The organism is Actinosynnema sp. NPDC020468 (assembly GCF_040642015.1).
Classification (GTDB): Bacteria; Actinomycetota; Actinomycetes; order Mycobacteriales; family Pseudonocardiaceae; genus Actinosynnema.
The window spans coordinates 1-25,799 of record NZ_JBFAEO010000038.1 but is presented as its reverse complement, the minus strand read 5'-3'; the positions used below and the strand labels follow the sequence as shown (position 1 = coordinate 25,799).

General features: G+C 73.2%; 25 protein-coding genes. 7 read left to right on the top strand and 18 right to left on the bottom strand.

Annotated elements, in window-relative coordinates:
* Window positions 1-106: 106 nt before the first annotated feature.
* The 6 genes from AB0G50_RS25095 to AB0G50_RS25070 form a co-directional block, all read right to left on the bottom strand.
* Entirely contained in the window at window positions 107-1,753 is a 1,647-nt protein-coding gene (locus AB0G50_RS25095; RefSeq protein WP_360112793.1) for an AMP-dependent synthetase/ligase, read from the bottom strand.
* A gap of 132 nt (window positions 1,754-1,885) precedes the next feature.
* The gene (locus AB0G50_RS25090; protein WP_360112791.1) at window positions 1,886-2,827 is read right to left on the bottom strand and encodes a LysR family transcriptional regulator; all 942 of its coding nucleotides are present in this window, start codon (window positions 2,825-2,827) and stop codon (window positions 1,886-1,888) included.
* Window positions 2,828-2,931: 104 nt separating this feature from the next.
* Window positions 2,932-3,543 carry an HAD-IA family hydrolase gene (locus AB0G50_RS25085; protein ID WP_360112789.1) on the bottom strand — a complete coding sequence of 204 codons (612 nt, stop codon included), beginning with the start codon at window positions 3,541-3,543 and terminating at the stop codon, window positions 2,932-2,934.
* 94 nt (window positions 3,544-3,637) lie between these two features.
* A complete protein-coding gene (locus AB0G50_RS25080; RefSeq protein ID WP_360112787.1) occupies window positions 3,638-4,519 on the bottom strand; it encodes an LLM class flavin-dependent oxidoreductase in 882 nt (293 codons plus the stop codon).
* Window positions 4,520-4,600: 81 nt separating this feature from the next.
* Window positions 4,601-5,002 (bottom strand): hypothetical protein, encoded by a 402-nt coding sequence (locus AB0G50_RS25075; RefSeq protein WP_360112785.1) that lies wholly within the window; start codon window positions 5,000-5,002, stop codon window positions 4,601-4,603.
* A gap of 93 nt (window positions 5,003-5,095) precedes the next feature.
* A complete protein-coding gene (locus AB0G50_RS25070) occupies window positions 5,096-5,827 on the bottom strand; it encodes a hypothetical protein (RefSeq protein WP_360112783.1) in 732 nt (243 codons plus the stop codon).
* An 85-nt stretch (window positions 5,828-5,912) separates the two neighbouring features.
* On the opposite strand from AB0G50_RS25070, the gene AB0G50_RS25065 reads away from it, so the two are divergent.
* From AB0G50_RS25065 to AB0G50_RS25055, 3 genes are read left to right on the top strand one after another with little or no spacing between them, the layout of a single operon-like run.
* A complete protein-coding gene (locus AB0G50_RS25065) occupies window positions 5,913-6,416 on the top strand; it encodes a YbaB/EbfC family nucleoid-associated protein (protein ID WP_360112781.1) in 504 nt (167 codons plus the stop codon).
* A gap of 29 nt (window positions 6,417-6,445) precedes the next feature.
* Entirely contained in the window at window positions 6,446-6,796 is a 351-nt protein-coding gene (locus AB0G50_RS25060; protein WP_360112779.1) for a type VII secretion target, read from the top strand.
* A complete protein-coding gene (locus tag AB0G50_RS25055) occupies window positions 6,796-7,677 on the top strand; it encodes a hypothetical protein (RefSeq protein ID WP_360112777.1) in 882 nt (293 codons plus the stop codon). The genes AB0G50_RS25060 and AB0G50_RS25055 overlap by 1 nt, the downstream gene beginning before the upstream one ends.
* Window positions 7,678-7,718: 41 nt before the next feature.
* Here AB0G50_RS25055 and AB0G50_RS25050 read toward each other — a convergent pair whose 3' ends face one another.
* The 9 genes from AB0G50_RS25050 to AB0G50_RS25010 all read right to left on the bottom strand — a co-directional run bounded on the left by AB0G50_RS25050 (window position 7,719) and on the right by AB0G50_RS25010 (window position 15,713).
* Window positions 7,719-8,279: a hypothetical protein gene (locus tag AB0G50_RS25050; protein WP_360112775.1), complete on the bottom strand. Its 561-nt coding sequence runs from the start codon at window positions 8,277-8,279 to the stop codon at window positions 7,719-7,721.
* 277 nt (window positions 8,280-8,556) lie between these two features.
* The gene (locus AB0G50_RS25045) at window positions 8,557-9,357 is read right to left on the bottom strand and encodes an alpha/beta fold hydrolase (protein ID WP_360112773.1); all 801 of its coding nucleotides are present in this window, start codon (window positions 9,355-9,357) and stop codon (window positions 8,557-8,559) included.
* Window positions 9,354-9,944 (bottom strand): TetR family transcriptional regulator, encoded by a 591-nt coding sequence (locus tag AB0G50_RS25040; protein ID WP_360112771.1) that lies wholly within the window; start codon window positions 9,942-9,944, stop codon window positions 9,354-9,356. The genes AB0G50_RS25045 and AB0G50_RS25040 overlap by 4 nt, the downstream gene beginning before the upstream one ends.
* A gap of 103 nt (window positions 9,945-10,047) precedes the next feature.
* Window positions 10,048-10,911, bottom strand: a complete 864-nt coding sequence (hisG, locus tag AB0G50_RS25035) for an ATP phosphoribosyltransferase (RefSeq protein WP_360112769.1) — start codon at window positions 10,909-10,911, stop codon at window positions 10,048-10,050.
* A 129-nt stretch (window positions 10,912-11,040) separates the two neighbouring features.
* Window positions 11,041-11,763 carry a GNAT family N-acetyltransferase gene (locus AB0G50_RS25030; protein WP_360112767.1) on the bottom strand — a complete coding sequence of 241 codons (723 nt, stop codon included), beginning with the start codon at window positions 11,761-11,763 and terminating at the stop codon, window positions 11,041-11,043.
* A gap of 13 nt (window positions 11,764-11,776) precedes the next feature.
* Window positions 11,777-12,349 carry an FMN reductase gene (locus AB0G50_RS25025; protein ID WP_360112765.1) on the bottom strand — a complete coding sequence of 191 codons (573 nt, stop codon included), beginning with the start codon at window positions 12,347-12,349 and terminating at the stop codon, window positions 11,777-11,779.
* Window positions 12,346-13,428 carry an LLM class flavin-dependent oxidoreductase gene (locus AB0G50_RS25020; RefSeq protein WP_360112763.1) on the bottom strand — a complete coding sequence of 361 codons (1,083 nt, stop codon included), beginning with the start codon at window positions 13,426-13,428 and terminating at the stop codon, window positions 12,346-12,348. Before AB0G50_RS25020 ends, AB0G50_RS25025 begins: the two co-directional genes overlap by 4 nt.
* A 109-nt stretch (window positions 13,429-13,537) precedes the next feature.
* Complete coding sequence (locus AB0G50_RS25015) at window positions 13,538-14,389, bottom strand: XRE family transcriptional regulator (RefSeq protein ID WP_360112761.1); 852 nt, start codon at window positions 14,387-14,389, stop codon at window positions 13,538-13,540.
* A gap of 385 nt (window positions 14,390-14,774) precedes the next feature.
* Entirely contained in the window at window positions 14,775-15,713 is a 939-nt protein-coding gene (locus AB0G50_RS25010; RefSeq protein ID WP_360112759.1) for a helix-turn-helix domain-containing protein, read from the bottom strand.
* 151 nt (window positions 15,714-15,864) lie between these two features.
* Between AB0G50_RS25010 and AB0G50_RS25005 the strand changes: the two genes are divergently transcribed.
* Window positions 15,865-16,458, top strand: a complete 594-nt coding sequence (locus tag AB0G50_RS25005; RefSeq protein WP_360112757.1) for a DJ-1/PfpI family protein — start codon at window positions 15,865-15,867, stop codon at window positions 16,456-16,458.
* The gene (locus tag AB0G50_RS25000; RefSeq protein ID WP_360112755.1) at window positions 16,455-16,751 is read left to right on the top strand and encodes a hypothetical protein; all 297 of its coding nucleotides are present in this window, start codon (window positions 16,455-16,457) and stop codon (window positions 16,749-16,751) included. Before AB0G50_RS25005 ends, AB0G50_RS25000 begins: the two co-directional genes overlap by 4 nt.
* 312 nt (window positions 16,752-17,063) lie before the next feature.
* Here AB0G50_RS25000 and AB0G50_RS24995 read toward each other — a convergent pair whose 3' ends face one another.
* The gene (locus AB0G50_RS24995; protein WP_360112753.1) at window positions 17,064-20,426 is read right to left on the bottom strand and encodes a DNA topoisomerase (ATP-hydrolyzing); all 3,363 of its coding nucleotides are present in this window, start codon (window positions 20,424-20,426) and stop codon (window positions 17,064-17,066) included.
* A gap of 13 nt (window positions 20,427-20,439) precedes the next feature.
* Window positions 20,440-22,482 (bottom strand): DNA topoisomerase IV subunit B, encoded by a 2,043-nt coding sequence (locus AB0G50_RS24990; RefSeq protein ID WP_360112751.1) that lies wholly within the window; start codon window positions 22,480-22,482, stop codon window positions 20,440-20,442.
* Between the two features lie 150 nt (window positions 22,483-22,632).
* Here AB0G50_RS24990 and AB0G50_RS24985 point away from each other — a divergent pair, with 150 nt between their 5' ends.
* The gene (locus AB0G50_RS24985; RefSeq protein ID WP_360112749.1) at window positions 22,633-23,049 is read left to right on the top strand and encodes a hypothetical protein; all 417 of its coding nucleotides are present in this window, start codon (window positions 22,633-22,635) and stop codon (window positions 23,047-23,049) included.
* A 112-nt stretch (window positions 23,050-23,161) separates the two neighbouring features.
* Window positions 23,162-25,195, top strand: coding sequence for a hypothetical protein (locus AB0G50_RS24980; RefSeq protein ID WP_360112747.1), 2,034 nt, complete (start codon window positions 23,162-23,164; stop codon window positions 25,193-25,195).
* Between the two features lie 50 nt (window positions 25,196-25,245).
* Here AB0G50_RS24980 and AB0G50_RS24975 read toward each other — a convergent pair whose 3' ends face one another.
* Window positions 25,246-25,599, bottom strand: a complete 354-nt coding sequence (locus AB0G50_RS24975; protein WP_360112745.1) for a VOC family protein — start codon at window positions 25,597-25,599, stop codon at window positions 25,246-25,248.
* Between the last annotated feature and the right edge of the window lie 200 nt (window positions 25,600-25,799).

Below are 25,799 nucleotides of genomic sequence, written 5' to 3'. Positions count from 1 at the left end.
GATTCTGTAGATCCGCGCCCGCACCCGGCACCGGTGCGGCACCGAACCCATCGGCCGATTGGGGAGAGCAATGGTCGGCCGGCCCACGGAAGAATTCGCGCCCGGTTTACTTCGCGGAAATGTCGTACAGCGCGGCGATGTCCTCGGCGAATACCTCGGCGACCGCGGCGCGGCGCACCTTCATGGACGGCGTCATGAGGCCGTCGGCCACCGTGAGGTCGCCGGGCAGGATCCGGAACCGGCGGATCGACTCGGCGCGGGACACCAGGGTGTTGGCGTCGTCCACGGCCGTGCCGACCTCCTCCAGCAGCGCGGGGTGCTCGCGCCAGCCGTCGTCGTCGAGGTCGACGCCGTTGCGCGCGGCCCAGCCCGGCAGCGCCGCCGCGTCCAGGGTGACCAGCGCGGTGACGTAGGAGCGGCCGTCGCCGATGACGACGCAGTTGCTGACCAGCGGGTGCAGCCGGACCCGGTCCTCCAACGGGGTGGGCGCGACGTTCTTGCCGCCCGAGGTCACCAGGATCTCCTTGCGCCGCCCGGTGATCCGCAGGAACCCGTCGGCGTCGATCTCGCCGAGGTCACCGGTGGCGAGCCACTCGCCGGCGGTGCGCTCCGGCCAGTAGCCCGGCGACACGTTGCCGCCCTTGATCAGCAGCTCGCCGTCCTCGGCGATGGCGATCGTGACGCCCGGGATGGGTCGGCCCACGGTGCTCATCCGGTTGGTGGCGGGCTCGTTGACGGTGACCGCGGTCGCCGCCTCGGTCAGGCCGTAGCAGTTGAGGATCGTGACGCCGATGCCCGCGTAGAAGGCGGCCGTGGTGTCGTCCAGCGACGCGCCGCCGCTGATCACGTACCGGAAGCGGCCGCCGAACGACTCGCGGACCGCGGCGAACTCGGGCAGCTCGACGGCCTGGCCCGCGTTGGCCAGACCGGCCGCGATGGCGGTCTCCTCGGCGTCCGCGTCGAGCAGGCCGCGGCTGCGCTTGCGGATCTTCTCCAGCGCGTAGGGCACCAGCGGCAGCCACGTCGGCCGGAACTCGGCCAGCGCCTCCAGCAGCTCCGGCACGCCCGGCACGAGGCCGGTCCGGGTGCCGCCGCACAGGCAGGACAGCAGGATCGTGCGGCCGAACACGTGCGAGAGGGGCAGTGAGAGCAGGGTCGACGCCTGGCCCTGCCCGGGGGTGGCGTCGCGGAGCATCCAGCCGGTCTGCTCGACGGTGTTTGCCGACGACACGTACATGTTGCGGTGGGTGAGCATGCAGCCCTTGGGCAACCCCGTGGTGCCGCTGGTGTACACGATCGTGGCCAGGTCATCGGCCTTGACCGCGTGCCAGCGGGCGTCGAGTTCGTCCTTGCGGTCGGTGACCCGCCACTCGTGCACCTCGCGCAGCAGCCACACGGCGGTCGCGCCCGCCGCCGTGAGCCGACGTGCGTCCTCGGGCGTCTCGGCGAAGAACCAGGCCGCGCCCGAGTCCGCGAGCACGTGCTTGACCTGGTGCTCCGACGAGGTCGGGTAGATCGGCACGGTCACCGCGCCGATCGCCATCGCGGCGTAGTCGGCAACCGCCCACTCGTAGGACGTGCGGCCCAGCACGGCGACCCGGTCGCCGTGCCGGACCCCGTGCGCCAGCAGCCCGCAGGCCACCGAGCGGACCTGTTCGGTGAAATCGCGGTAACTCGCGTCCCGCCATCCGGTGTCGGTTTTCCGGCTGAGCACCACGCGGTTCGGGTCGGCCGTCACGGCGGTGTCCAGCACCCAGTTGAGGCCGCGGTCGTCGGGAAGGTCGAGACCGTTTCTGGTAAACGACTGCGTGTTCACGCCTATGAATTCTTCAAAGCCCCGACAATACCGGCAACGCGCAGTTGGCTAACGTCCGGTTGGAATCGCCTATCGCACCAGCTTGACCTCCGGCCGCGGCTCGCCGGGCGCGTGGAACGGCCGGGCCGCGTCCATGCAGTCGAGGAACGCCTCCACCAGCGGCGTGTGCCCGTCGGAGCGCCACACCGCGTACAGCTCGATCATCGGGACGGGGTCGTAGAGCTGGACCACCACCGGTCGCACCCCCAGTGCGGCCGATCCGGCGGACAGTCCCCTCGACATGGACGCGAAACCCACCAGCGGCTTGACCGACACCACGATGGCGGTCGCGCTGGGGTCGTCCACCGTGTAGGCGACGTTGAGGGCGATGCCGCTGCGCTGCGCGGCCGACAGGATGGCGTCGTACATCGCCGGGCACTGCTCCCGGTCGAACAGGATGCACGCCTGGTGCGCGAGTTCGGCGAACGGGACGCCGGGGCGGCCCGCCCACTTGTGACCCTGTCCCACCACGGCCACCATCGGCACCTGGAGGAGCCTTCGGTACTGGAACTCCGACGTCACCGGTCTGCCGTAGACGAGCGCGACGTCCAGCGTGCCGGCCGCGAGCTCCGCCAGCTGCGGACCGGTGCGCTTCTCCCACAACCCGACCGTCACGTCGGGGTAGTCCGTGGTCATCTTCGCGAGCGTGGTCGGCAGGATGTGCTGGCCCGCCAGGAAGTTGTAGCCGATGTTCACCGTGCCGGTCTTGCCGGCGGCGGCTTCGCGCGCGGTCTGCGCCGCCTTCTGCACCTGGGTGACGATGGTGCGCGCCTGGGTCTCGAACGCGCGCCCGGCCTGGGTCAGCCGGACCTCGTGCGACGTGCGGGCGACGAGCTCGACGCCCAGGGTCCTTTCCAGACGCTGCAACTGCTGGCTGAGCGAGGGTTGGGTGAGGTGCAGCCTGGCCGCCGCGCGGCCGAAGTGCAGCTCGTCGGCGATGGCGAGGAACGACTGCAGGTGCCTGAACTCCATCACGATCTCCACACCTGAGGGGTCGTCGGCAATGGTGGCCCCGCCAGGGAAATTCCCGGTGAACCGGGATTGGAGTCGGCTCGGCGGGCTGACGTCCGCGAACCTCAGCCGAGCAGTTCCCCCAGTCTCGCAACGGTGTTACGGGTGTCGGCGTGCAGGATCGCGGACCAGCCGCGGCGTGCCGCGGCGGCGCAGTTGACCTCCAGGTCGTCGATCAGCAGGCACTCCTCGGGCCTGGTGTCGAAGGTCTCCTCGGCCAGCGCGAACATAGCGTCCTCGGGCTTGCGCACTCCCACCTCGTGGGAGCTGATGATCCGGCGGAAGACGGTTTTGTCCGGGATCATCGCCGACCGGTGCGGCTCCCACTCGGCGATCGTGTTGGTGAGCATGGCGAGTTCGACGCCCTCCAGGGCGGTCAGCACGTCGAGCAGCCCGAGGTTCAACGCCCGGCCGCGGTGCCAGTGCTCGCCGAACCGGCCCAGGTCCACCGCCGGCACCAGCGGCAGCAACGCCCCGGTGACCCGCTCGCCCCACTCGCGCTCGGTGAGCCTGCCCAGTTCCAGGTCGGCGAGCAGCCCGTCCTCCGGCGCGACCGCGCGCACCGCCGCCAGCAACGCCTCCACCGGCACCCCGGCCGCCCGCGCCACGCGCGCCAGGTCCTCGCCGACGGGAGGGGTCAGCACACCGCCGAAATCGGTCCACACCACCCGGATCACCCGTCATTCGTAGCAGGCCCGGGCGGGGTCGCGGGAGGGGTCGACGCGGACGCCTATCGGTCGATCGGCGGCACGGCGGGACGAACCGGACGCCTCAGTCCACAGTGGACGTACGGCGCAGGTCGGGCAGCACCTCGGCCGCGATCGCCTCCAGCACGTCCTCGTCGCCCGCGAACGGGCCCTCCGCGCGCGGCCACGGCGCGGCGACGTCGGTGAAGCCCAGTTCGGCCGCCCGGCCGAGGAAGTCGCGGTACAGCTCGACGCTCCCGGTCGACAGCACCGGCGCGCCGTCGGTCTGGAGGTGGCGTTCGAAGCCCTCGCGGCAGGCGAGCTCGTCGTCCAGGCGGGCGGACAGCCCGGCCAGCGAGGCCCACCACCCGTCGAGGGTGTCGCTCGCGAGGCCGGTGGTCACCCAGCCGCGGCCGTACCGCGCCGCCAGCCGCAGCGCCTTGGGCCCGTTGGCCGCCATCACGAACGGCACCCGCGGCCGCTGCACGCACCCCGGCAGGTTCCGCGCGTCGACGGCCGAGTAGTACTCGCCGTGCCACGTCACGTGGTCGCGGGTCAGCAGGGCGTCCAGCAGCTCCACGAACTCGGCGTAGCGCCGGAACGGGCTCGCGGGCACGGCGGCGGGCCCCAGCACCGCCGAGTCGTACCCGCCCATCCCGCCCGCGCCGACACCGAGCACGAAGCGGCCGCCGGTGACGTCGTCCAGCGCCAGCACCTCGCGGGCGAACGGCACCGGGTGCCGGAAGTTGGGCGAGGCCACCAGCACGCCGAGCCCGATGGTGTCGGTGACCTCGGCGGCCAGCGCGAGCGTCGGCACGGCGGCGTACCAGGCGTGGTCGGCGAGCGCGGTCCACGCGATGTGGTCGAACGTCCACGCGTGGTCGAACCCGTACTCCTGCGCCGCCCGCCACCGCGGCTTCGCCTCGGCCCACCGGTACTCCGGGAGGATCGTGATCCCGACCCGCATCCGCCACCCCTCAGTCCGACCGCCGATCCTGTTCGATCGAACGTACCACCGGTGCGAAACCCCGGCCGGCCCCACCGGACGTCAGGACATCCCGGGGTAGTAGATCCTGCCGGAGGCGCGCACGGACACGCCGGTCGGCGAACCCAGGTAGAAGTAGTAGACACCGGCGCCCGAGGTGTTCCAGTGCGGGTAGGACGGCGCGGGGCAGGTCGTCGTCTGCGCCCCGTAGCTGCCCGAGGGCCCGTACAACTCGACCGTGACGGGCGCGCAGGCGCCGGTGTCCGCGCGGTTCGACACGGCCACCTCCACGGCGGTGTAACCCGGGTTGGCCGCCGGGTTCGTCCACGACCGGGAGTACGAGCCCGTGGTGAGGTTCCAGTCGATCGGTGCCGCCGACGCCGGGGTCGGCGCGACCACCGCGGCCGCCGTCGTCAGGCCGGCCACGATCATCGCGCCACGCCCGGGGAAACGTCTCGGCGACACGGTGCTCTCCTTGCGCAGAAGGGAAACAGCACGCCGAACGTAGCCGTGCGCGGCCGGGCCCGGGTACCGCCGAGCGTGGTCGCGCGCTCGGCGCTACCTCGCCCAGCCCGGCTCGGACAACAGGCGCAGTCGGCGGTCGAGCCGGGCGACGAAGTCCTGGGGCGCCCCCGCCACCAGATGCGCCCGCGTGGTCGCCGTGCGGACCGCCACGACCGGGCCGAGCGGGTTGCCCGGCACCTCCACCACCCACACGGACTCGATGTCCCGCAACGGGATCCGCCCGCCGGCGGGGTCCACTCCGGACGGTCCCGCGCCCACCGACCAGCGCAGCCACTCGCCGTCGAACGTCGCCGTCGCCACGTGCAGCCGACCCGTGTGGCCGCGCACCGACACGGCCTCGCTGCGGACACCGAGCGTGGTGCCCAGCACCGCGCCGTCGCCCGCGTCGAACAGCACCCCGCGCCCCCACACCACCGCCACCGCGGCCGACAGCGCGACGACTCCGACCGCCACCCCGGGCGGCACCGCGCCCGACAGGGCGACCACACCCAGCGCCTGCACCACGCCCAGCAGCGCGGTGAACGGGCCCCACCACCCCGGGTAGCGCACGTACGCGCCCGACACCGCGAACGCCACCGGTGCCGCGCCCAGCACGACCAGCACCCACCCGAGCCCCGGCGTCCCGTCCCACGGCACGACCACCGCGACCACCACCGCCGCGACCGTGGCGGCGGCGAAACCACCCAGCACCGGCACCCGCGCGCGGGCCCACCGGCGTTCGAACCCGGGACGCACCGCCGGGTGCGCCGCGAACGGCAGAGCCATGTTCCCCACCCCCGGCACGGAGCGTAGCGTCACCGGATCGACCGAACCGGCCACGAGCGGTGATCATCACTGTTAGCGTGCCGGCATGAGCGAGGAGCAACGGCCCGTCCAGGCGGGTGACCTGCGCGGGTTGGCCGAAACCCTGCAACGCCAGGCGGCCCGGTACGGCGAGTTGCAGGGCAGGCTCGACCGGACCGCGGTGTCGGCGGCCTCGCCGGACGACGCGGTCCGGGTGACGGTGGACGCGAGCGGCGCGCCGACCGCGATCGCCTTCACCGAGCGGTTCCGCGCGCTGGACACCGAGGCGATGGCGGCACTGGTGCTGGCCACCGTGCGGCAGGCGCAGGTCCGGTTGCGGGACCGCGTGGCGGAGTTGACCGCGGAGACCGTCGGCGACGACGCGCCGGGTCAGGACATCGTCGCGGGCTACCGCACCCGGTTCCCGGACCCGCCGGAGGCCGAGGACCAGGCGGTGCGGGTGCTGCGGTTCGACAACGAGGACACGCCCGCGCCCCCGGCGCCGCGACCGCCGCGACCGAGGCCGACGGGCGACGACGAGGACTTCGGCGGCGGCGGATTCCTGCGCTGACCGGCGCCGATCACGGGAGGGGGAGCACGGTGGCAGACCTGGAAGTGGACCTGGACCGCCTGAAGGACCACGCGAAGCAGACCGGCGAGGTGGCCGACGGCGTCGCGGAGGCGGCCGACGCGGCACGCCACGTCGCGGCGCTGGACGACGCCTACGGCTGGACGTGCCAGTCGCTCGGCCTGCCGGAGAAGTTGCGCGGACCGCAGGACCGCGGCGCGGCGCTGATCACCGGTGTGGCCGACGACCTCCGGCGCGACTCCACCGAGCTGGCCGGCGCGGAGAAGACCTACGGCGAGGTGGACGAGAAGATCACCGCCGTGGTCAACGACCTGATCGAACGCCTGGTGCTGGGCCGCAAGCCGCCGAGGGTGGGTCGGTGATGGCGATCGTCGGCGACGACCAGCAGAGCCACAACCCGCTGGTGGACAGCGGGACGGACATCCGCAACCAGTACAGCGCCGAGAAGATGCTGACCTCGACGGTCGCCGGGGTGGCGAGCCTGCTGAACCCGGTGCTGCTGCCGGTGGGCGTGGCGACGGGGCAGTTCTCGAACACCGAGGACTTCGACGGGCTCAACGACGGCACCATCGTGGACTCCGTGCAGCAGCTGTGCGAGCAGATCAGCGGCGGCGACTGGCCCTCGGCGGTGATGAGCGGCGCCGGGTTGGCCGTCGACGTGACCGGCGCGGTGCTCGACCCGATGAGCTTCCTGTCGGGTCAGGTCGTCGGCTGGATGCTGGAGCACGTCGAGCCGCTGCGCGCGCTGCTGCACCAGCTGACCGGCAACCCGGCGATGGTCGAGGGGTACGCGAACACCTGGCGCAACATCGCGCAGCGGATGGCCGAGCAGGCCAAGGAGCACGCCGAGCGGCTCGGCGCGGGCACCGCGGACTGGAAGGGCGCGGCGTCCGACGCGTACCGCCGGCACGCGGTGGAGCTGATCGGCCGGGCGGCGGGCGGCGCGTTCTCCGCGGCCGGGCTGGCCGAGGCGGCGGCGAAGATGAAGGACGTGGTGGACACCGTGCGCGGCGGCGTGCGGGACATCCTGGCCGACCTGGTGGGCACCTTGGTGTCCTGCACCATCGAGGTGCTGACCGGGGTGGGCGCGCCGGACGCGGTGCGACGGGCGCTGCTCCAGATCGGCAAGGCCATGCTCAAGGCCGAGGACCTGCTGATGAAACTGGGTCTGGTGGTGGCCAAGCTCGGCGCGCTGCTGACCGATCTGCAACAGCTCCAGGACCAGTTGGACGCGGGCCGTTAGGAGCGGTGTCCCCGCCGCGGGCGCGACGGGGACCCGCGAGGTCAGCCGCCGAGGCGGTCCAGCAGCCACTCGGCCGCGGCCGGGTCCTCGACGGACAGCACGAGCGCGTGGCACGCGGGCACGTCCGGGAGTTCCGCCGGTCCGTCGACCAGCGCGACGCCGACGTCCCGCCCGGCGCACGCCTTGCGCAGGCGGCCGGCGATCGAGTCCAGTTCCCGGTTGCGCCGGTCGATGCGCTCGCCGGTCGCCTTGCGCTCGGCCGTTTCCCTGGCCTCCTCCCGCTGCGCGCGGGTCAGCCAGCGCTCGAACAGCACCGGGTCGGCCCACGACTCGCGGCGGTCGTGGGTCCAGGCCTTCACCTGTCCCTTGACGCGCAAGCGGTCCAGCGCGCGGGAGACGATGCCCGGCTGGAGCTTCAGCTGTTCGGCGATGGCCGCCGCGGTCTGCAACTCCGAGCCGTCGGACTGGCGGGCGAGCAGCCAGCGGATCTGACCCTCGTCCGACCACAGCGGGTTTGTGTCGTCCTCGACGCGCTCGGCGGCTGTCATGTGCTTGCGGCACGCGGGCGCGAAAGCGTCCAGCGCCACCGATCGGCGGACCACCAGTTCGCAGGGTGCGCCCGATCTCGTCGGACGGCCGCACCTGGGACGATTGAGCACCGATCCCCCGTTCTCGTTGGTTGTGGGAGCCTGCCGAAATTAGCAGCGCTGCTCCACCTATACGGTCGAGTATTCCAATAGAGCCAGGCAAAGGAATATTCCCGACCGCAATAATGCGGAGAACTCCGACCCCTGCAAACGGGCGTCGTCGGATAACCGCGCCGCAACCCCACGTCCACCGAATATGCCACAGGTCGACGGGCGGCGGATTCCCGACTCGCTAGAGGACCGCGCGCAGTCGGTCGGCGAAGGCGGCCGGGTGGGTGAGGAACCCGGAGTGCGCGCCGGGGAACACGCTCAGCTCGCGCCCCGACGCGGCGGCCAGCTCCTCGGCGCAGCGACGCGGGAAGAAGCCCGTCGAGGTGGCGCCGGCGGCGGGCACCAGGCGGTCGGCGTGCCGCAGCACGGCGGGCAGGTCGACCCGGTGCGCGTGCGCCTGGGGCGCGTGCAGGCGCAGGAACGCGACCAGGTTCGCCGGGCGGCGCTGCGCGGGCGTCGGCCGGGGCGCGCCGTCCTCCCACTCGTCGAACCGCATGCCCGCGAACGACAGGAAGTGCTGCATCGCCACCGCCACGCCGTCGCTCTCGACCAGCTCGCCCACCTCCTCCTGCGCGCGTTCGGCCGGTTCGCGCTCGGCGTCGGGCAGCAGCTGGGTGGCGGGCGGCTCGTGCGCGACGAGGGTGGTGACGCGGTCGGGGTGGCGGGCCAGCAGGTCCAGGCCGACCAGCGCGCCGAGGCTGAACCCGACCACGGCCACCGGGCCGTCGGTGAGGTGCTCGACCAGGCGCAGCGCGTCCTGCGCGTGCACGGCGAACGCGGGCACGGCGGACGGGTCGTCCAGGGGGCTGCGGGCCAGGCCTCTGCGGTCGTGGGTGACGACGGTGAAGTGCGCGGCGAGGTGGTCGACCAGGCCGACCGCGCTGTCCGCGTCGCCGTCGCCTCCCGGCAGCAGCAACAACAGCGGTCCGTCGCCGCGGACCTGGTAGTGCAGGGTGGCTCCGGGCAGGGCGAGCGTGTTCACGGTGCTCCCAGGGTGTCGAGCGCGGGCAGGAGGTGGCGGACGCACGTGGCGACCAGGACGTGGAGGTCGGCGGCGCCGTCGTCGTCCAGCCACTGCTCGACCGCGACCCGCACCGCGCCGGACACGGCGGCGGCCAGGGAGCGCACCGGCAGGTCGACGGGCACGCCGAGCCGGGCGGCGAGCGCCTCGGCGAGCGGACCGTCCAGCACCGCGACGGCCCGCAGGTAGGCGGCGCGCAGCGCGGCCGAGGAGGTGACCAGGGCGACCATGTCCGGACCGAGTCGGGCGCGGGCGTACTCGCCGGTCAGCGCCGCCAGCACGGCCGTGCCGGGCGACTCGGCCGCAGGTCGCGCCCGCACCGCCGCGCCCGCGCTCAACGCCCGTTCCGCACCCAATGCCGCGCAGATCGCATCCTCACGGCTGGCGAAGTAGTTGTTGTAGGTGCGGGGCGACACGTCGGCCGCCGCGGCGATCTCCTCGACGCGGACCTGATCGGGTCCGCGCTCGGCGGCCAGGCGCAGCGCGGCGGCGCTCAGGGCGCTCCGCGTGGCGAGCTTCTTGCGCTCCCGCAGACCCGGTGTCTCCACCTCCGCCACCCTACGGCAGAAAAGTGCGTGCACGCAAGTTTTCCACCGCGCAACGAAAACGGCCGCACCCCGGCGAGGGGGTGCGGCCGTCGTGGAACGGGGGTCAGATGCGGCAGGTGTCCAGGCTGCTGACCAGGATGGCGCGCGCGCCGACCCGCCACAGCTCGTCCATCACGTGGGGCGCCTCGTCGCGCGGCACGAGCGAGCGCACCGCGACCCAGCCTTCGCGGGCCAGCGGGGACACCGTCGGCGACTCGATGCCGGGCACCAGCTTGAACGCCTCGTCCTGCGCCACGACCGGGCAGTCGAAGTCGAGGATCACGTAGCGGCGGGCGATCAGCACGCCCTGGAGCCGGCGCTTGAGGATCTCCACCGCGTGCGCGGCCTCGGGGGTGTCCGCGACGCTGTCGCCCTCGATCAGCACGGCCTCGGACTTGAGGATCGGCTTGCCGAACGTCTCCAGGCCGGAGGTCTTCAGCGTGATGCCGGTTTCGACCACGTCCGCGATCGCGTCGGCCACGCCGAGTTCGACGGCGGTTTCGACCGCTCCGTCCAGCCGCACCAGGTGGGCCTTGATGCCCAACTCGGACAGGTGCCCGTCGACCAGGTTCGGGTAGCTCGTCGCGATCCGCTTGCCCTCCAGGCCCGGCAGGTCGCTGATGCCACCCGGCTTGGACGCGTAGAAGAACGACGCCCGGCCGAACCCCAGCGGCAGGATCTCCTTCGCCGACACCGTCGAGTCGAGCAGGAGGTCGCGCCCGGTGATGCCGACGTCGAGCGAACCCTCGCCGACGTACACCGCGATGTCGCGCGGGCGCAGGAAAAAGAACTGAACGTCATTGGACGGGTCCGCCACGATCAGTTCCCGACCCGACCGATGGACCCGGTACCCCGCCTCGACCAGCATTTGCGCCGCAGGTGCACTCAATGAGCCCTTGTTGGGCAGGGCGAAGCGAAGAGGAGCCATGGCGGGGAGTCTCCCACACCGCTCCGCGCGCCCCTGACCTGGGGTTGGCCGGTGTCCACATGACGAGAAGTGATCGACATTTCGACCATTGGACGACGAATGTCACCCGATCGGAAATGCGCTATTCGGTCAAGGATGAGAACCGGTCTCCGCCGGCCGCGACCACCAGTTCGCGACACCCGCGGTGGTGAAGCCGAGCGAGCCGTAGAGGGGCGCGCCCGCGGTGGTCGCGGTGAGCGTGGCGACGCGGTCCGCCCGGTGCAGCGCGGTGGCGGTCAACGCCCGGCCGACGCCCTTCGACCGGTGCGCGGGCAGCGTCGCGACCCAGTAGAGACCCGCCACGTCGTCCTCGTCCACGATCGTCAGGCACACCCCGGCGGGCTCGCCGGACCGCCACGCGATCAGCACCTCCACGCCGGGCGGCGCGAGCAGCCCGGGCGGCGCCAGCTCGGCCGGGTCGACGCCGGGGAACGGGAAGCCCTCGACGGCCAGTCGCGCGGCGGTGGCCAACTCCCCCGGCGTGCGCACCGGCGTCACGTCGGGCGCGGGCTCCGGTGCGGGACCGGTGCGCCACATCACCTCCAGCGGCCGGGCGACGAGGCCGAGGTCGGCGACGTCGACCGCCGCGAACGGGTCCTCGACCAGCACCCGGCCGGGCGCGGCGCGCACCAGGTCGGCCACCTCGCCGAGGTCGCCGGGGTCCTCGTCGAGCAGCAGCACGCGCAGCGAGCGCGGTCCGCCGACGGCGAGGAACCCCGGCCGGCGGACCAGGTCGTGCCCCCGGGCGCGGGCCAGCGCCGTCCACAGCGCGGCGGCGTTGCGGGAGGCGAGGCGCAGTGCGGACGTGCTCATGCCCGCACCCTAGTCAGCGGTTCAGCAGTTCCTCGAACGGCGTGAACCGCTCGACCGGCTTCCTCGCGGGCGCGCCGGTCAGCAGCGCCACCAGCTCACCGGCCGCCCGGTCGACCCGCTCGGACAGGCCCCGCGGCGCGCCCCAGTCCGCCGACGCCGCGTACACGCCGGTCGGCACGACCACCGCCCGCAGGTAGGCGAACAGCGGGCGCAGCGCGTGGTCGAGCACCAGCGAGTGGCGCTCGCTGCCGCCGGTCGCCGCGATCAGCACCGGGGTGCCCACCAGCGACTCCGGGTCGAGCACGTCCACGAAGGACTTGAACAGCCCGCTGTAGGAGGCGTTGAACGTCGGTGTCACGAAGATCACCGCGTCCGCGCCGGTCACGTCCGCCACCACCTCGCGCAGCGCCGCGCTCGGGAACCCGGTGACGAGGTTGTCCGCGATGTCCCGCGCGTGGTCGCGCAGGTGCACGGTCCGCACCCGCGCGGGCAGCTCGCGCGTCACCGCCTCCGCGAGCCGGGTCGCCAGGAGGTGGGACGACGACGGGTCGCCCAACCCCGCCGACACCACCGCGATCGTCGTCATGCCACGGTCTCCTTGGTCGCCGCCAGCAGCGACGCGTGGGTGGGCGCGTCCGGCACGTCCGCCGGCCGGCCGATCGCGAACTCGCGCCGCAGTACCGGCACGATCTCGCCGAGGAGGTCCAGCTGCTCCAGCACGGTCTTGAGCGGCAGGCCCGCGTGGTCGACCAGGAACAGCTGGCGCTGGTAGTCGCCGAAGTGCTCGCGGAAGGTCAGCGTCTTCTCGATGACCTCCTGCGGGCTGCCGACGGTCAGCGGGGTCTGGTCGGTGAAGTCCTCGAGCGACGGTCCGTGCCCGTAGACCGGCGCGTTGTCGAAGTACGGCCGGAACTCGCGCACCGCGTCCTGCGAGTTGCGCCGCATGAACACCTGACCGCCGAGCCCGACGAACGCCTGGTGCGCCTTGCCGTGGCCGTAGTGCTCGAACCGCTCGCGGTAGAGGGTGATCAGCCGCTGGAAGTGCTCCTTGGGCCAGAAGATGTGGTTGGCGAAGAACCCGTCGCCGTAGTACGCGGCCTGCTCGGCGATCTCCGCGGTGCGGATCGAGCCGTGCCAGACGAACGGCGGCACGTCGTCCAGCGGACGCGGGGTCGCGGTGAACGACTGGAGCGGCGTGCGGTGCCTTCCCTGCCAGTCCACCACGTCCTCCCGCCACAACCGGCGCAGCAGGGCGTAGTTCTCGACGGCCAGTTCGACACCGTCGCGGATGTCCTTGCCGAACCACGGGTAGACCGGCCCGGTGTTGCCCCGGCCCATGATCAGGTCGACCCGGCCGTCCGCGAGGTGCTGGAGCATCGCGTAGTCCTCGGCGATCTTCACCGGGTCGTTCGTGGTGATCAGCGTGGTCGCGGTGGACAGGATCAGCCGCTCCGTGCGCGCCGCGATGTAGCCGAGCATGGTCGTCGGGGACGAGGGGACGAACGGTGGGTTGTGGTGCTCGCCGGTCGCGAACACGTCCAGGCCGACCTCCTCGGCCTTGAGCGCGATCTCGACCATGGCCTTGATGCGCTCGGCCTCGGTCGGCGTCCGACCCGTCGTGGGGTCGGGCGTCACGTCGCCGACGGTGAAGACACCGAACTGCATGACCACTCCTCTGCCAGGTAGTTGCAAGCTCAACTATCCGGCTCAACCGTAGCCTCGCGGTGGCTATTCCGCGCGCTCCGGGTGGCGTGGCACACGGTCGGCGGCACGGTCAGGGCCAGCTCCAGCGGAAGCCCGCCTCGCCCGGCCCGAAGTCGAGGAACACCCCCAGCAGCGAGCCGCCCGGACCCAGCAGCACCGGCGTGGACAGGTCGCCTCGGGTGTCGGTGTGGCTGTAGCGGCGGCACGCGACGGGCGTCGCGGCGGGGTCGAACTGGACCTCCAGCACGTACTCGCGCACCGGCAGGCGGAACCGGCGGCCGTAGTTGGTGGCGATCGGGTGCGGGTCGGCGTTGACCAGCTCGTGCTCGATCACGATGCTCTCGCCGCGCCGCAGCACCCGGTCGAACAGCAGCTCCGCCACCACCAGGCCCACCTCGGGGCGGGGCAGCACCCGACCGAGGGCGCAGTGCCGCAGCGGCGTGATCGTCGGCGGCGTCCGGTCGACGTGCGCGACCACCAACCAGCGGTCCGCGCCGTCCTCCTCGGCCCGCAGCACGTGCCGGGACCGGAACGACACCTCGCCCCGGTCGCGCCCGATGGTGACCACGTCCTGCTGGCTGAGCCGCGAGATCCGGTCGTCCCAGGACGGCACCGGCCGCGGCTCCTCCGGTAATCGCTTCAACCACCGCCCGCGCGGGCGCGGCGGGCCCAGCAGACCCGCGAGGTGGCCGGGCGGCAGGTCGAGGATCGCCTCCAGGTGGCCGATCGCGGCCAGCGACGACCGGCGCTCCGGCCTGCTCCGCCCCGACTGCCAATAGCTCAGCGTGGCCAGGCTGACCGACACGCCGTGCTCCGCCAGGTGTTCACGGATGCGTTCCAGACCTATCCCCCGCGCCGCGATGGCCGATCTGAGGGCATCCGCGAACGGCCGGGCGGGGGCGGCGTCCCCCTCGCTGCTCACTCCACACACGGTATTGCGCCGCGGCCGGTCAGGGGAATGGTGTTATGGCCGGATTTTATGGGCCTAATCGTTGCCGAATAGCGCCGGCGAACGGGCCGCCCCGATCAGCCGATCGCCCGCCGGCCGGGTGAAACCGGCAGGTCGGAGTGGCCCGGGTGGATTATCCACCCGTCCGTCGGGTGCCGAGGCGCAAAGAACCACTCCGACACGTGCTCGCCGACTGAATTCCTCCGGCACGAAAACGCCCGTTAAGTCGGCTTTTCGCCGCGCCGGTCCGGACCTCACCGGCGCGGCCAGACCACCGCCGCACTCCTGACCACCGGCGGACCAACGCGGGTCCGTGCCCGCGGCGGGGCCGCCCGACCGCCGGGAGGAGCAGCGCCGCTCACCCCCGGAACGCGCGCCGGTACGCCCGGGGAGTGGTGCCGGCGGTTTTGCGGAACGCGTCCCGGAACGCCGTCGGCGAGCCGAAACCGACCTCCGCCGCGATCCGCTCCACGGGGTGCGCGGTGGTTTCCAGCAGGTCCTGCGCGGCGCGGATCCGGGCCAGCACGAGCCAGCGCGACGGGGTGGTGCCGGTCTGCTCGCGGAACCGCCGGTTGAGCGTGCGGGTGCTGAGCCTGGCCTGCCGCGCGAGGTCGTCCAGGGTCAGGTCGCGCGCCAGGTGCGCGCGCATCCAGCGCAGCAACGGCTCCAGGCTCACCCCGTCCGGCGCGGGCGGCTCGTGCACGATGAACTGGGCCTGACCGCCGTCGCGCTCGAGCGGCATCACCGACAGCCTGGCCGCGGCCGCCGCGACCGACGCGCCGTGGTCGATCCGCACCAGGTGCAGGCACAGGTCCAACCCGGCCGCCGCGCCGGCGGAGGTGAGCAGGGCGCCGTTGTCGACGTAGAGCACGTCGGGTTCGACCAGGACCCGGGGATGCCTGCGCGCCAACGCCTCCGCGCCGCGCCAGTGGGTGGTCGCGCGCAACCCGTCGAGCAGTCCCGTCGCCGCGAGGGTGAACGCGCCGCCGCAGATCGACGCCAGCCGCGCGCCCCGGTCCGCGGCGGCCCGCAGGCTCTCGACCACCTCGGGCGGCACCGGGGTCTCCGGGTCGGCCACGCCCGGCAGCACGACCGTGTCGGCGACGTCCAGCGCGGTCAGGTCGTGCGGCGCGGTGAGGGTGAACGCACCGGCGTCGACCTGCGGCCGGGGCGCGCAGACCCGCACGTCGTAGGGCCGGGTGCCGTCGGGCAGCACCGCCCGCCCGAACACCTCCACCGGCACGGACAGGTCGAACGGCACCACGCCGTCGAGAGCGAGCACCGCGACGACGTGCACCGTGGCCTCCTCGGCGGCTGGTCCGGGCCGCGCCACAGGTTCAGCGCGCGGGGACGGCGAAGCGTTACCCGCCGGGTGGTGGCGAGAGTCCGTCGGAGTGTGGCAATCGCGCCACTGCCGCGCCGCGGCGGGGTTGCCTAGCGTTGCCGGCGTGAAGAACGCGCAGGTGGTGCTGTTCGACGGGTTCGACCCGCTGGACGTGGTGGCGCCGTACGAGGTGCTGTTCGCGGGCGGGGTCGACGTGGAGTTGGTGAGCGCCGAGGGGCCGCGCGTGGTGCCCGGCGGCTCCGGGCCGCTGTCGTTGCGCGCCACGGGTTTCCTGCGTCCCGAGGGGGACGTGGTCGTGGTGCCGGGTGCCTCGGCGCGCGACGTGGAGGGGATCACGGCGGCGCTGGCCGCGACGTTGCGCACGCCGCTGCCCCGGTTGCTGGGCCAGGCGCGGGACAACGGGGCGGTGCTGGCGACGGTGTGCGGCGGCGCGCTGGTGCTCGCGATGGCCGGGCTGCTGGAGGGGCGCACGGCGGTGACCCACCACGAGGGCATGGACTTCCTCGACGCGACGGGGGTCACCGCGGTGGACGCGCGGGTGGTGGACGACGGGAACGTGGTGTCGGGTGGCGCGGTCACGTCCGGGTTGGACGTGGCGCTGCACCTGCTGGACCGGTTCCGGGGTTGCGCGGTGGCGCGGGAGGTGGAGCGGCTGTTCGCCTACGAGCGGCGCGGGATCGTGTGGAGGACGACGTGATCGAGGGGACGTGGCGGCTGGTCGTGAGCACGCCGATCGGGCGGCAGGAGGCGGAGATCGTCCTGTCCACTGTGGACGTAGGGTGGACGGGCGTGGCGCGGGGCGCGGGCGAGGAGGTGCCGCTGCGGGACGTGGCGTTCGACGGCACGAGGCTGACCTGGACCCAGTCCATCACCCGCCCGCTGCGGCTGAACCTCGCGTTCGACGTGGCGGTGGCGGGCGATGAGCTGACCGGCTTCTCCCGCGCCGGCCGCCTGCCGAAGTCGACCGTCGTGGGCCACCGCGTGGGGTGACCCGGGCTGGGCGTCGACTGATCGCGGACCCGGCCGCAGGGTTCCGCCCGACACGCCACCCGCTCGCGCCGGCACGCGCGGCCCGGCCGGGTGTGCCGCACCGGATCCGGGAAGCCAAAACCAGTCAAGTTGCCGCAGGCAACACCCGGCCGCGCGGCACGCGCCTCCAGGCCGATCACGTCGACGCGCGACGCGAGCACGAACCCCCGGCCCCGGGAAGCCAAAGCCCGCCAAGCCGCCACCCGCAACACCCGGCCGCGTCGGCGCGCGACGAGCGCGAACCCCCGGCTCCGCGGAGCCGGGGGCGCGGGGTCAGCCTCGTTCCACCAGGTGGCCCACCACGTCCGGGCCCGGGTGGGCGTGGCCGGAGCCGTCGCGGCGTTGGTCTGGGGCCGGGAGTTCCACCGGGGAGCCGTTGGTCGCGGCGCCGGCTGGGCGCGGGCCGACCCAGGCCAGGGTCAGGCCCGCTGCGCCCTTCAGGAAGCGGTGGGCTCGGACGCCGCCGGTGGCGCGGCCCTTCGGCGGGTACTCGGCGAACGGGGTCACCTTCACGCTCTGGCCGGTCGAGGTGACCACCTGCGGCTCGCCGTGCTCGTCGTCGTCGGTGCGCACCGCGCCGAAGAACACCACCCGCGCGTCGGCCGGCAGGTTGATGCCCGCCATGCCGCCGCCGCGCAGGCCCTGCGGGCGCACCAGCGACGCCGGGTAGCGCAGCAGCGAGGCCTCCGACGACACGAACACCAGGGTTTCCGCCGTGCTGCCCAACCAGGTCGCGCCGACCACCTCGTCACCCTCCTTGAGGGTGATCACCTCGAACTCGTCCGACCGCACCGGCCACTCCGGCGCGCACACCTTGACCACGCCCTGCCGGGTGCCCAGCGCCAACCCGGGCGAGTCGGTGTCGGTCAGCGGCGCGATCGCCACCACCCGCTCGCCCTTCTCCAGCGACACCAGCTCACCGGCCGCCATGCCGCCGCTCAACGACACCGTCCCGCTCTGCTCGGGCAGCACCGGCAGCGGCAGCACGTCGACCTTCGCCGCGCGACCCCGGTTCGTCACCAGCAGCACCTGACCGCGCGCCGTCGTGTGCACCACCGCCGCCACCGCGTCGTGCTTGGTGCGGCCGTTGCGCCGACGGGCCTCGGAGGCCTCCTCGGACTCGGCGGCGGTGCGCGCGACCAGACCCGTCGCGGACAGCACCACCTGGCACGGGTCGTCGGCGACCTCCAGCGGGCCGGCGGGCTTCGACGCCGCCAGCACCTCCTTCAGGTCGCCGTCGAGCAGCACCGTGCGGCGCTCGGTCGTCAGGTCCTTGGCGGCTTTGGCCAACTCGGTCGAGACGACCTTCTTGAGCACCTTCTCGTCGTCCAGGATCGCGGTCAGCTCGGCGATCTCGGCCCGCAGCCGCTCCTGCTCGGCCTCCAGCTCGATCGAGTCGTACCGGGTGAGCCTGCGCAGCGGCGTGTCCAGGATGTAGGTCGCCTGGATCTCCGAGAGCCCGAACGTCTCGACCAGGCCCTGCTTCGCGGCCTGCGCGTTCTCGCTGCCCCGGATCAGCCGGATCACCCGGTCGATGTCGAGCAGCGCCAGCAGCAGACCCTCGACCAGGTGCAGCCGGTCCTCGCGCTTGCGGCGGCGGTAGCGGGTCCGGCGGGTCACCACCTCGTAGCGGTGCGCCAGGAACACCTCCAGCAGCGCCTTGAGCCCGAGGGTTTGCGGCTGCCCGTCGACCAGCACCAGGTTGTTGATGCCGAACGACTGCTCCATGGGCGTGAGCCGGTACAGGTCGGCCAGCAGCGCCTGCGGGTTCACCCCGACCTTGCACTCGATCACGACCCGGATGCCGTTCTCCCGGTCGGTGAGGTCCTTGACGTCCGCGATCCCGGTGAGCCGCTTGGACTTGGTGACCTCGTCGGTGATCTTCTCGATGATCTTCTCGGGCCCGACGCCGTAGGGCAGCTCGGTCAGCGTGATCGCCTGCCGCCCGCGGCTGCCCTCCAGCGGCCCGGTTTCCACCTTGGCCCGCATCCGCACGACGCCGCGCCCGGTCTCGTAGGCCTTGCGCACCTCGTCCAACCCGAGCAGCACCCCGCCGGTCGGCAGGTCGGGGCCGGGGATGAACTCCATCAGCTTGTCCAGCGACGCCTCGGGGTGCGTCACCAGGTGCCGCGCGGCGGCCACGACCTCGCCCAGGTTGTGCGGGATCATGTTCGTCGCCATCCCGACCGCGATCCCGGACGTGCCGTTGACCAGCAGGTTCGGGAAGGCCGCCGGCAGCACCGTCGGTTCCTGCAACGAGCCGTCGTAGTTGGGCCGGAAGTCGACCGTCTCCTCGTCCAGCTCGCCGACCAGCAGCATCGCGGCGGGCGACATGCGCGCCTCGGTGTAGCGCGACGCGGCCGGGCCGTCGTCCGGGCTGCCGAAGTTGCCGTGACCGTCGACCAGCGGCGCGTTCAGCGAGAAGTCCTGCGCCAGCCGGACCATCGCGTCGTAGATCGCCGTGTCGCCGTGCGGGTGGTACTTGCCCATGCAGTTGTGCACGACCAGGCCGTCCACCACGAACGCGTGCTCCTCGGCGCCCACCTGGATGTCGTAGGTGGTGTCGGGCTCGACCTCCTCGACCGCGACCACGGTCGGGAAGCCGGACTCGGCGCGGGCGCCCCTGATCACCCGGACCAGGGCGTCCTGCTTGGCTCGCGTCCTGGTCCAGCGCAGCAGCGCGACCGCGAGGGCCGCCGCGTCGTGGCCGGTGACCTCCAGCCGGTCCGCCGTGCTGACCGACGGGCGCACGCCCGAGTCGGCGAGCAGCGCGTGGACGCGGTCGGTGTGCGCGGTGAACGTGATGCCGGACGGGCCGGCGTGGCCCGTCGCGTCGAACAGGCCGCCCAGGTAGGGCGCCCAGTCCTCGCGCCGGGACGGCACGTCGAGGTCGGGCAGGGCGTCGAACACCAGCACGTGGCGGTCCGGGTCGAGCGGGTCGACGGCCTCGACCTTGTCCCTGGTCACCGCGAGGCCGAAGGCGATCGCCCAGCCGTGCGCGGTGTCCACCGGCTCGCTGTCGGCCAGGTCGACGCGGCCGTCGACGGCCAGGCCCAGCACGTAGGCGTGCGGGTCGCCGCCGTCGGCCAGCAGGTTCACGTGCCGCTCGTCGCCGTAGCCGACGGTGGCGCGGCCGACCAGGTCGCGGGCCCGCGTCCACGCGCCGTCGTCGGTGCGGAACCGCTGGCCCGGCGTGACGAGCATGGTGCGACCGGTGGACCAGGTGACGCGGACCAGGTCGGACGCCGGGTTCTCGTAGACCTCGACCACCGGCGCGGGCACGCCCGCCGGGTCGAGCACCACGTCGCCGACCTCGAACTCCTCGATCGGGCGCAGGCCGGCCGGCGTCGACACCAGGGCGCCGCGCACGAAGCAGTCGCCGACGACCCGCGACGACTTCACGTACGCGCTCGTCGGGCGGTGGCCCTGCTCGTTCATCGAGAACAGGATCCGCCGGTGCACCGGCTTGAGGCCGTCGCGCGCGTCGGGCAGCGCCCGGGAGTGGATCACCGAGTACGCGTACTCCAAGTAGGAGTCCTCGATCTCGGTGGTGAGCGAGTTGTCGAAGACCTGCGCGCCCGCCCGGTCGAAGGCGGACGGGTCGACCCGGGTGGTCGGGGTCTTGCGGCGTGCCACTGTTTCTCCTGCGTCAGACGTCGATCGCGGACTGGTCGACCCGGGCGGCCGACTCGACGAGCCACGCCCGGCGCGGCTCGACCTTTTCACCCATGAGCAGTTCCAGCGCCGCCTCGGCGGCCTCGGCGTCGTGCATCGTGATGCGCCGGACCGACCGGGAGGCCGGGTTCATCGTGGTCTCCCACAGCTCGTCGGCGTCCATCTCGCCGAGGCCCTTGAACCGGGGCACCGGTTTGACCACCGTCTTGCCGGACTTCTCCAACCGCGCGACGGTCTGCTCCATCTCGCGCTGGGTGAAGGTGAAGTGGGTTTCGGCGTTGCGGCCGCGGGTGACCACCTTGTGCAGCGGCGGCATCGCGGCGTAGAGCCTGCCGTCCTCGATGACCGGCCGCATGTACTTGGCGAACAACGTGATCAGCAGCGTGCGGATGTGCGAGCCGTCCACGTCCGCGTCGGCCATCAGGATCACCCGGCCGTACCGCATGGCGGGCAGGTCGAACGTGCGGCCGGTGCCGGCGCCGAGCACCTGCACGATGGACGCGATCTCCACGTTGCGCAACGTGTCGGCGAGGCTGGCCTTCTGCACGTTGAGGATCTTGCCCCGCAACGGCAGCAGCGCCTGGTACTCCGACACCCGCGCCATCCGCGCCGAGCCGAGCGCGCTGTCACCCTCCACCAGGAACAGTTCGCTGCGCGCCACGCCGGTGGTGCGGCAGTCGACCAGCTTCGCGGGCATCGCGGCGCCCTCCAGCGCCGTCTTGCGCCGGGCCGCGTCCTTCTGCTGCTTCTGGGTCAGCCGCACCCGGGAGGCGTCGACGACCTTCTGCAGCACCACCTTCGCCTCGGCCTTGGTGCGCCGGTCCTCGGTCCACGCCTTGAGGTGGCGCTCCACGACGCCCAGCGCGACCCGGGTGATGCCGGCGGTGGACAGCTCGTCCTTGGTCTGCGAGGTGAACTGCGGCTCGGGCACCCGGACGTGCACGACCGCGGTCATGCCCTCCAGCACGTCCTCCAGCGTCGGCGGGTCCTCCTTGGGCTTGAGCAGCCCGCGGGTGCGGCCGATCGCCTCCTGCACCGCCTTGAGCACCGCGCGTTCGAAGCCGCGCCGGTGGGTGCCGCCGTGCACGTTGCGGATGGTGTTGGTGAAGCACTCCACGGTGCGCTCGTAGCCGGTTCCCCAGCGCAGCGCGATCTCCACCTCGGCCTGGCGCTCCACCTTGGACCGCATGACGCCGTTCTCGTCGGCCGCGTTCTCGTGGTAGACGCCCTCGCCGGTGATCAGCAGCGTGCCGGACACCGGCTTCTCCGCCGCCGGCGCCAGGAAGTCGACCATGTCGCCGAGCCCGCCCGGGTAGTGGAACGTCTCCTCGGTGACCGCGCCGTCGACCGCCGAGCGGAGCACGTAGGTCACGCCGGGCACCAGGAACGCGGTGTTGCGCAGCTTGGCGCGCACCGCCTCCACGTCCAGCGCCGCGCCGTTCTCGAAGTAGCGGGCGTCGTGCCAGTACCGGGTCGAGGTGCCGGTCTTGCGGGTGCGGCCGGTGACCCGCAGCCCGGACTCCCGGGTGAAGGCGGCCTTCGGGCCCGGGCCGTCGAACACGCCGGGCACGCCGTGCGCGAACGACATCTCGTGGGTTTTGCCCTCGCGCCGCACCACGACGTCGTACCGGTGCGACAGCGCGTTGACCGCCGACGCGCCGACGCCGTGCAGGCCGCCGGAGGTCTTGTAGCCCGAACCGCCGAACTTGCCGCCCGCGTGCAACCTGGTGAGCACCAGCTCGACGCCGGACAGCCCGGACTTGGCGTGCGTGCCGGTCGGGATGCCGCGCCCGTCGTCGTCGACCTGCACGCTGCCGTCGGCGTGCAGGGTGACCACGATCTTCGTCGCGTGCCCGGCGACGCCCTCGTCCGTGGAGTTGTCCACGACCTCGCTGAACAGGTGGTTGATGCCCCGGCTGTCGGTGGAGCCGATGTACATGCCGGGGCGCTTGCGCACCGCTTCCAGACCCTCGAGGTGGGTCAGGTCGTCGGCCCCGTACAGGATCTCAGCGGTCACCGGGTCGTTCTCCCCAGGTCGTGGCGTGCGTGGAGCGGTTCACGGTAGTGGAGGGTAACTTCCGGCTCCGACAATTCCCCGGCCAGACGGTGGAGGGCGGGACGGGTGGGTCCGATCGGGGTCTGGGCGGCGGCGGCGACCGTGAGCGGCGTGCCGTCGACCGTACACGCGCTGGTGACCGGTGGTGACGCACTCGCGGCGACCCGCGCGGCCGGCGCCCTGTTGGGCGCGCCGACCGTGCCGAGGGGTGTCGCAGCACACGTCGCCGTGTCCGCCGGATGGACGCTGGTCCTGCGCGCGGCGGCGCGGCGGTGGACCGGTTCGGGGGTGGTGGGCGGCGCGGTCGCCGGGTTGGCGATCGCGGTGCTGGACCTGGAGGTGGTGCGGGTGCCCGCGATCCGGGCGCTGCCCCGGCTGCCGCAGTACCTCGACCACGTGGTGTTCGGCGCCGTGGTGGGCGGGTTGTCGACGCGCGCGGTGACCGGTCGCTCGCGGCGCGTGGCCGGTCGTCGCGGGCGCCGGCGCACTGGGCCGAATGCTCCACTGTGGACTTTTCACCGGGGTTGACCAGGAATTTCCGGTCGGGCCTGGTTTCGTGGAAGCGCTTGCCGCGTAGAGTGCGACCCGTGCCGAGCAGTCGTGCCTGGAGGTGAGCGGGCGCCCTATGTTCCGACGTGCCGTGTCCAGGGAGCCCGAGCCTCCCGTGGTGGTCGAGCGGGAACCCGTGCCCGCGCCCCCTCCCCCGACACCACCCCAGCCGCAGTACTCGGCGACCTACGCGGGGCCGACGATGGTCGTGGGACCGTCCGCCGGCGCCGGGCAGGCCGCGATGGCGCTCGCGCGGACCCTCCCGGTCGACCGCGGCCGGACAGTCGTGGTCGTCGACTTCCCGCCCGGTGACGAGGCGGGGTTCTGGCCGTCGGTCGCGGCGGCGTTGCAGGGCCGCGGGCCGGTGCGGTTGATGACCGCGCACTCCGGCAGCATGCGGCCCACCGCGCCCGCGCAGTGGCTGTCCGAGCAGTTGCAGACCGAGGTGGTCGCGCCGGACGGCGTCGTCACCACCGTGCCCGGTGTCGCGTTCGTGACCGGTGGCGGCGGGTACGGGTGCTGGCTGCGGTTCCAGCCGGGCGCCTCGCCGATCCCGATGGGACGGCGGTTCCCGGTGCCGCAGTGGGAGGCGTTCGACCCGAACTCGCCGTGGCCCACCGGTGACGTGGGCGTCTCGGAGCCGATTCCGGCCGGGTTGTGGCTGCGCGCGCAGCGCTCGACGTTCGACCCGCAGGCGCCGGAGGTCCGGGCGGTGCTCGGGCTGCCGTGCCGGGACAACGTGCTGACCGTGGTGGTCGGCGGCCCGGGTCAGCCCGCGATCCCGGTGGACGAGGTGTGCCGGTTGCTGGGCGGCCTGTCCTCGGCCGCGCGGTCCCGGGTGCGGCTGGTCTGGTACGGCGGCGACCACCAGGCGCAGGCCGTGGCCGACCAGCTCGCCGAGCCGATCTCGCTGTACACGGGTCTGCCGGTGGGCGCGTTGCGCACCGGCGCGGCCGTGGTGGCGGTGAACCCGCGCGGGCAGCAGACGTGGCGGCCGTACGTGACGGAGGTCCGGCACACGCCGGGGTCCGCGCCGGTGGTCGCCGGGTACCGCACGCCGGTGCCGGGTCTGGTGGAGCGCGGTCCCGGTGTGTTCGACCTCGGCGGCGGCGTGGTGCTCGAGGTCGTGCCGTCGGGGCTGTGGGTGCGCGACGCCGAGGACAACGGGCCGGAGGTGCGCGCCCTGCCGGTGGACCCGGAGTGGGCGCGGCTGACCGTCGGCTCGCCCGGTCGCACGACGGCGGGCGCGGTCGCGGTGGCGGGCGCGTCGCTGGTCGAACGACTGGAGCCGGAGGTGCGGCGACTGCTGAAGGTGGTGTTCTGCGACCCGACCCCGATGCCCAAGCCACCGGTGGCTGAGGAGCCGCCCGCGCCGACCGTGACCGACGACCCGGTCCCGCTCAGCGTCGACGGCCCGCTGCCCGCCGCGCCCGCGCCGGTGTGGGGCGAGCTGACCGGCGAGGAGGTCGTGGCGCCGGACCACCGCAGCACCGAGCAGGAGCGCGACGCGGTGCGCCGGATGCTGGGCGAGCGCTACGGCGAGCACGCCGCGGTCGCGTGCCGGCACCTGGAGGAGCGCCCCGAGGACGCGGAGGCGTTCGAGGCGGTGGTGACCGACCTCGCGGCCGTGTCGGCGTGCCTCACCCAGGACGAGGAGGTCATGGTCGAGGCGTTCCGGACCGGTCGGCTCGGCCGGTTGTGGCCCTACGCCGCGACGATCGTGTCCGGGTTGCGCCGGTTGCCCGGCCACCAGGGCGTGACCGTCGGCTGGGGCGAGGCCCGGGGTTACCGGACCGGCGACATGCTGGTGGAGCACGGCCTGTTCAGCACGGTGGCCGGGCCGACGGTGCCGATCGACGGCCGGCCGGAGTTCGTGATCTGGTCGGTGACCGGCCGCCGGGTGACGGTGGTCGACTCGTTCGGCGGCGTGGTCCAGGAGCGCGTGGTGTTCGCGCCCGGCACCGCGTTCAAGGTGCTGGCGGTCGTGGAGCAGGAGGAGTCCGCGCCGATGCAGGTGATGTTGCAGGAGGTCGCGGGCCGCCACCAGGAGTTGCCGTCCGGGGTGCTCGGCGGGTTGGAGCGGGCCGCGATGGCGTTGCGCAACGCGGCGCGCGCGCACGCCTAGCGATGGCCGGTCCCCCTCGACGGCCTCGGTCGCCGTCGAGGGGGTTGCGGCTAGGCGGGCTGCCAGAGCTCGACGCGGTTGCCCTCGGGGTCGGTGACCCAGCCGAAGCGGCCGACGCCCTCCATGTCCTGGGTTTCCTCGGCCACGGTGTCGCCGTGGGCGCGCAGCTGCGCGAGCATCGCGTCGAGGTCGCGCACCCGGAAGTTGAGCACGGTCTGCTGGGTCGGCGAGCCGAAGTAGTCGGTGCCGGCCTCGAACGGCGCGAAGACGGTGGGCCCGGGCTCCGGCCGCCACACGCCGGTGTCGTCGGCGTCGAGGCCGAGGTGGTCCCGGTACCAGGCGCCGAGCGCCGCGGGGTCCTGCGCGCGGATGAAGTACCCGCCGATGCCGAGCACGCGTTCCATGCCGCGATCCTGCCACGGCGCCGGGTCTCGTGCGGGCGGGGTTGCGCACGGTCCCCTGTGGTGGGCGGGTCTCGGGGGGGGGGGGGGGGGGGCCCCCCCCCCCCCGCGGGGGCCGGGCGGGGGGGTGAGCCCGCCCCCACAAAAAAACGCCCGAGCGCGGGCCACCAGGGCGCGGGGGGGGGGCGGCCGGGCTGGTGGGG

Bases quoted from the DNA above. Each gene is read 5' to 3' on its own strand.
- AB0G50_RS25090 (WP_360112791.1), bottom strand. From the start codon at position 2,827: ATGGAGTTCAGGCACCTGCAGTCGTTCCTCGCCATCGCCGACGAGCTG.
- AB0G50_RS25080 (WP_360112787.1), bottom strand. From the start codon at position 4,519: ATGCGGGTCGGGATCACGATCCTCCCGGAGTACCGGTGGGCCGAGGCG.
- AB0G50_RS25070 (WP_360112783.1), bottom strand. From the start codon at position 5,827: ATGGCTCTGCCGTTCGCGGCGCACCCGGCGGTGCGTCCCGGGTTCGAA.
- AB0G50_RS25065 (WP_360112781.1), top strand. From the start codon at position 5,913: ATGAGCGAGGAGCAACGGCCCGTCCAGGCGGGTGACCTGCGCGGGTTG.
- AB0G50_RS25055 (WP_360112777.1), top strand. From the start codon at position 6,796: ATGGCGATCGTCGGCGACGACCAGCAGAGCCACAACCCGCTGGTGGAC.
- hisG (WP_360112769.1), bottom strand. From the start codon at position 10,911: ATGGCTCCTCTTCGCTTCGCCCTGCCCAACAAGGGCTCATTGAGTGCA.
- AB0G50_RS25030 (WP_360112767.1), bottom strand. From the start codon at position 11,763: ATGAGCACGTCCGCACTGCGCCTCGCCTCCCGCAACGCCGCCGCGCTG.
- AB0G50_RS25025 (WP_360112765.1), bottom strand. From the start codon at position 12,349: ATGACGACGATCGCGGTGGTGTCGGCGGGGTTGGGCGACCCGTCGTCG.
- AB0G50_RS25020 (WP_360112763.1), bottom strand. From the start codon at position 13,428: ATGCAGTTCGGTGTCTTCACCGTCGGCGACGTGACGCCCGACCCCACG.
- AB0G50_RS24975 (WP_360112745.1), bottom strand. From the start codon at position 25,599: ATGGAACGCGTGCTCGGCATCGGCGGGTACTTCATCCGCGCGCAGGAC.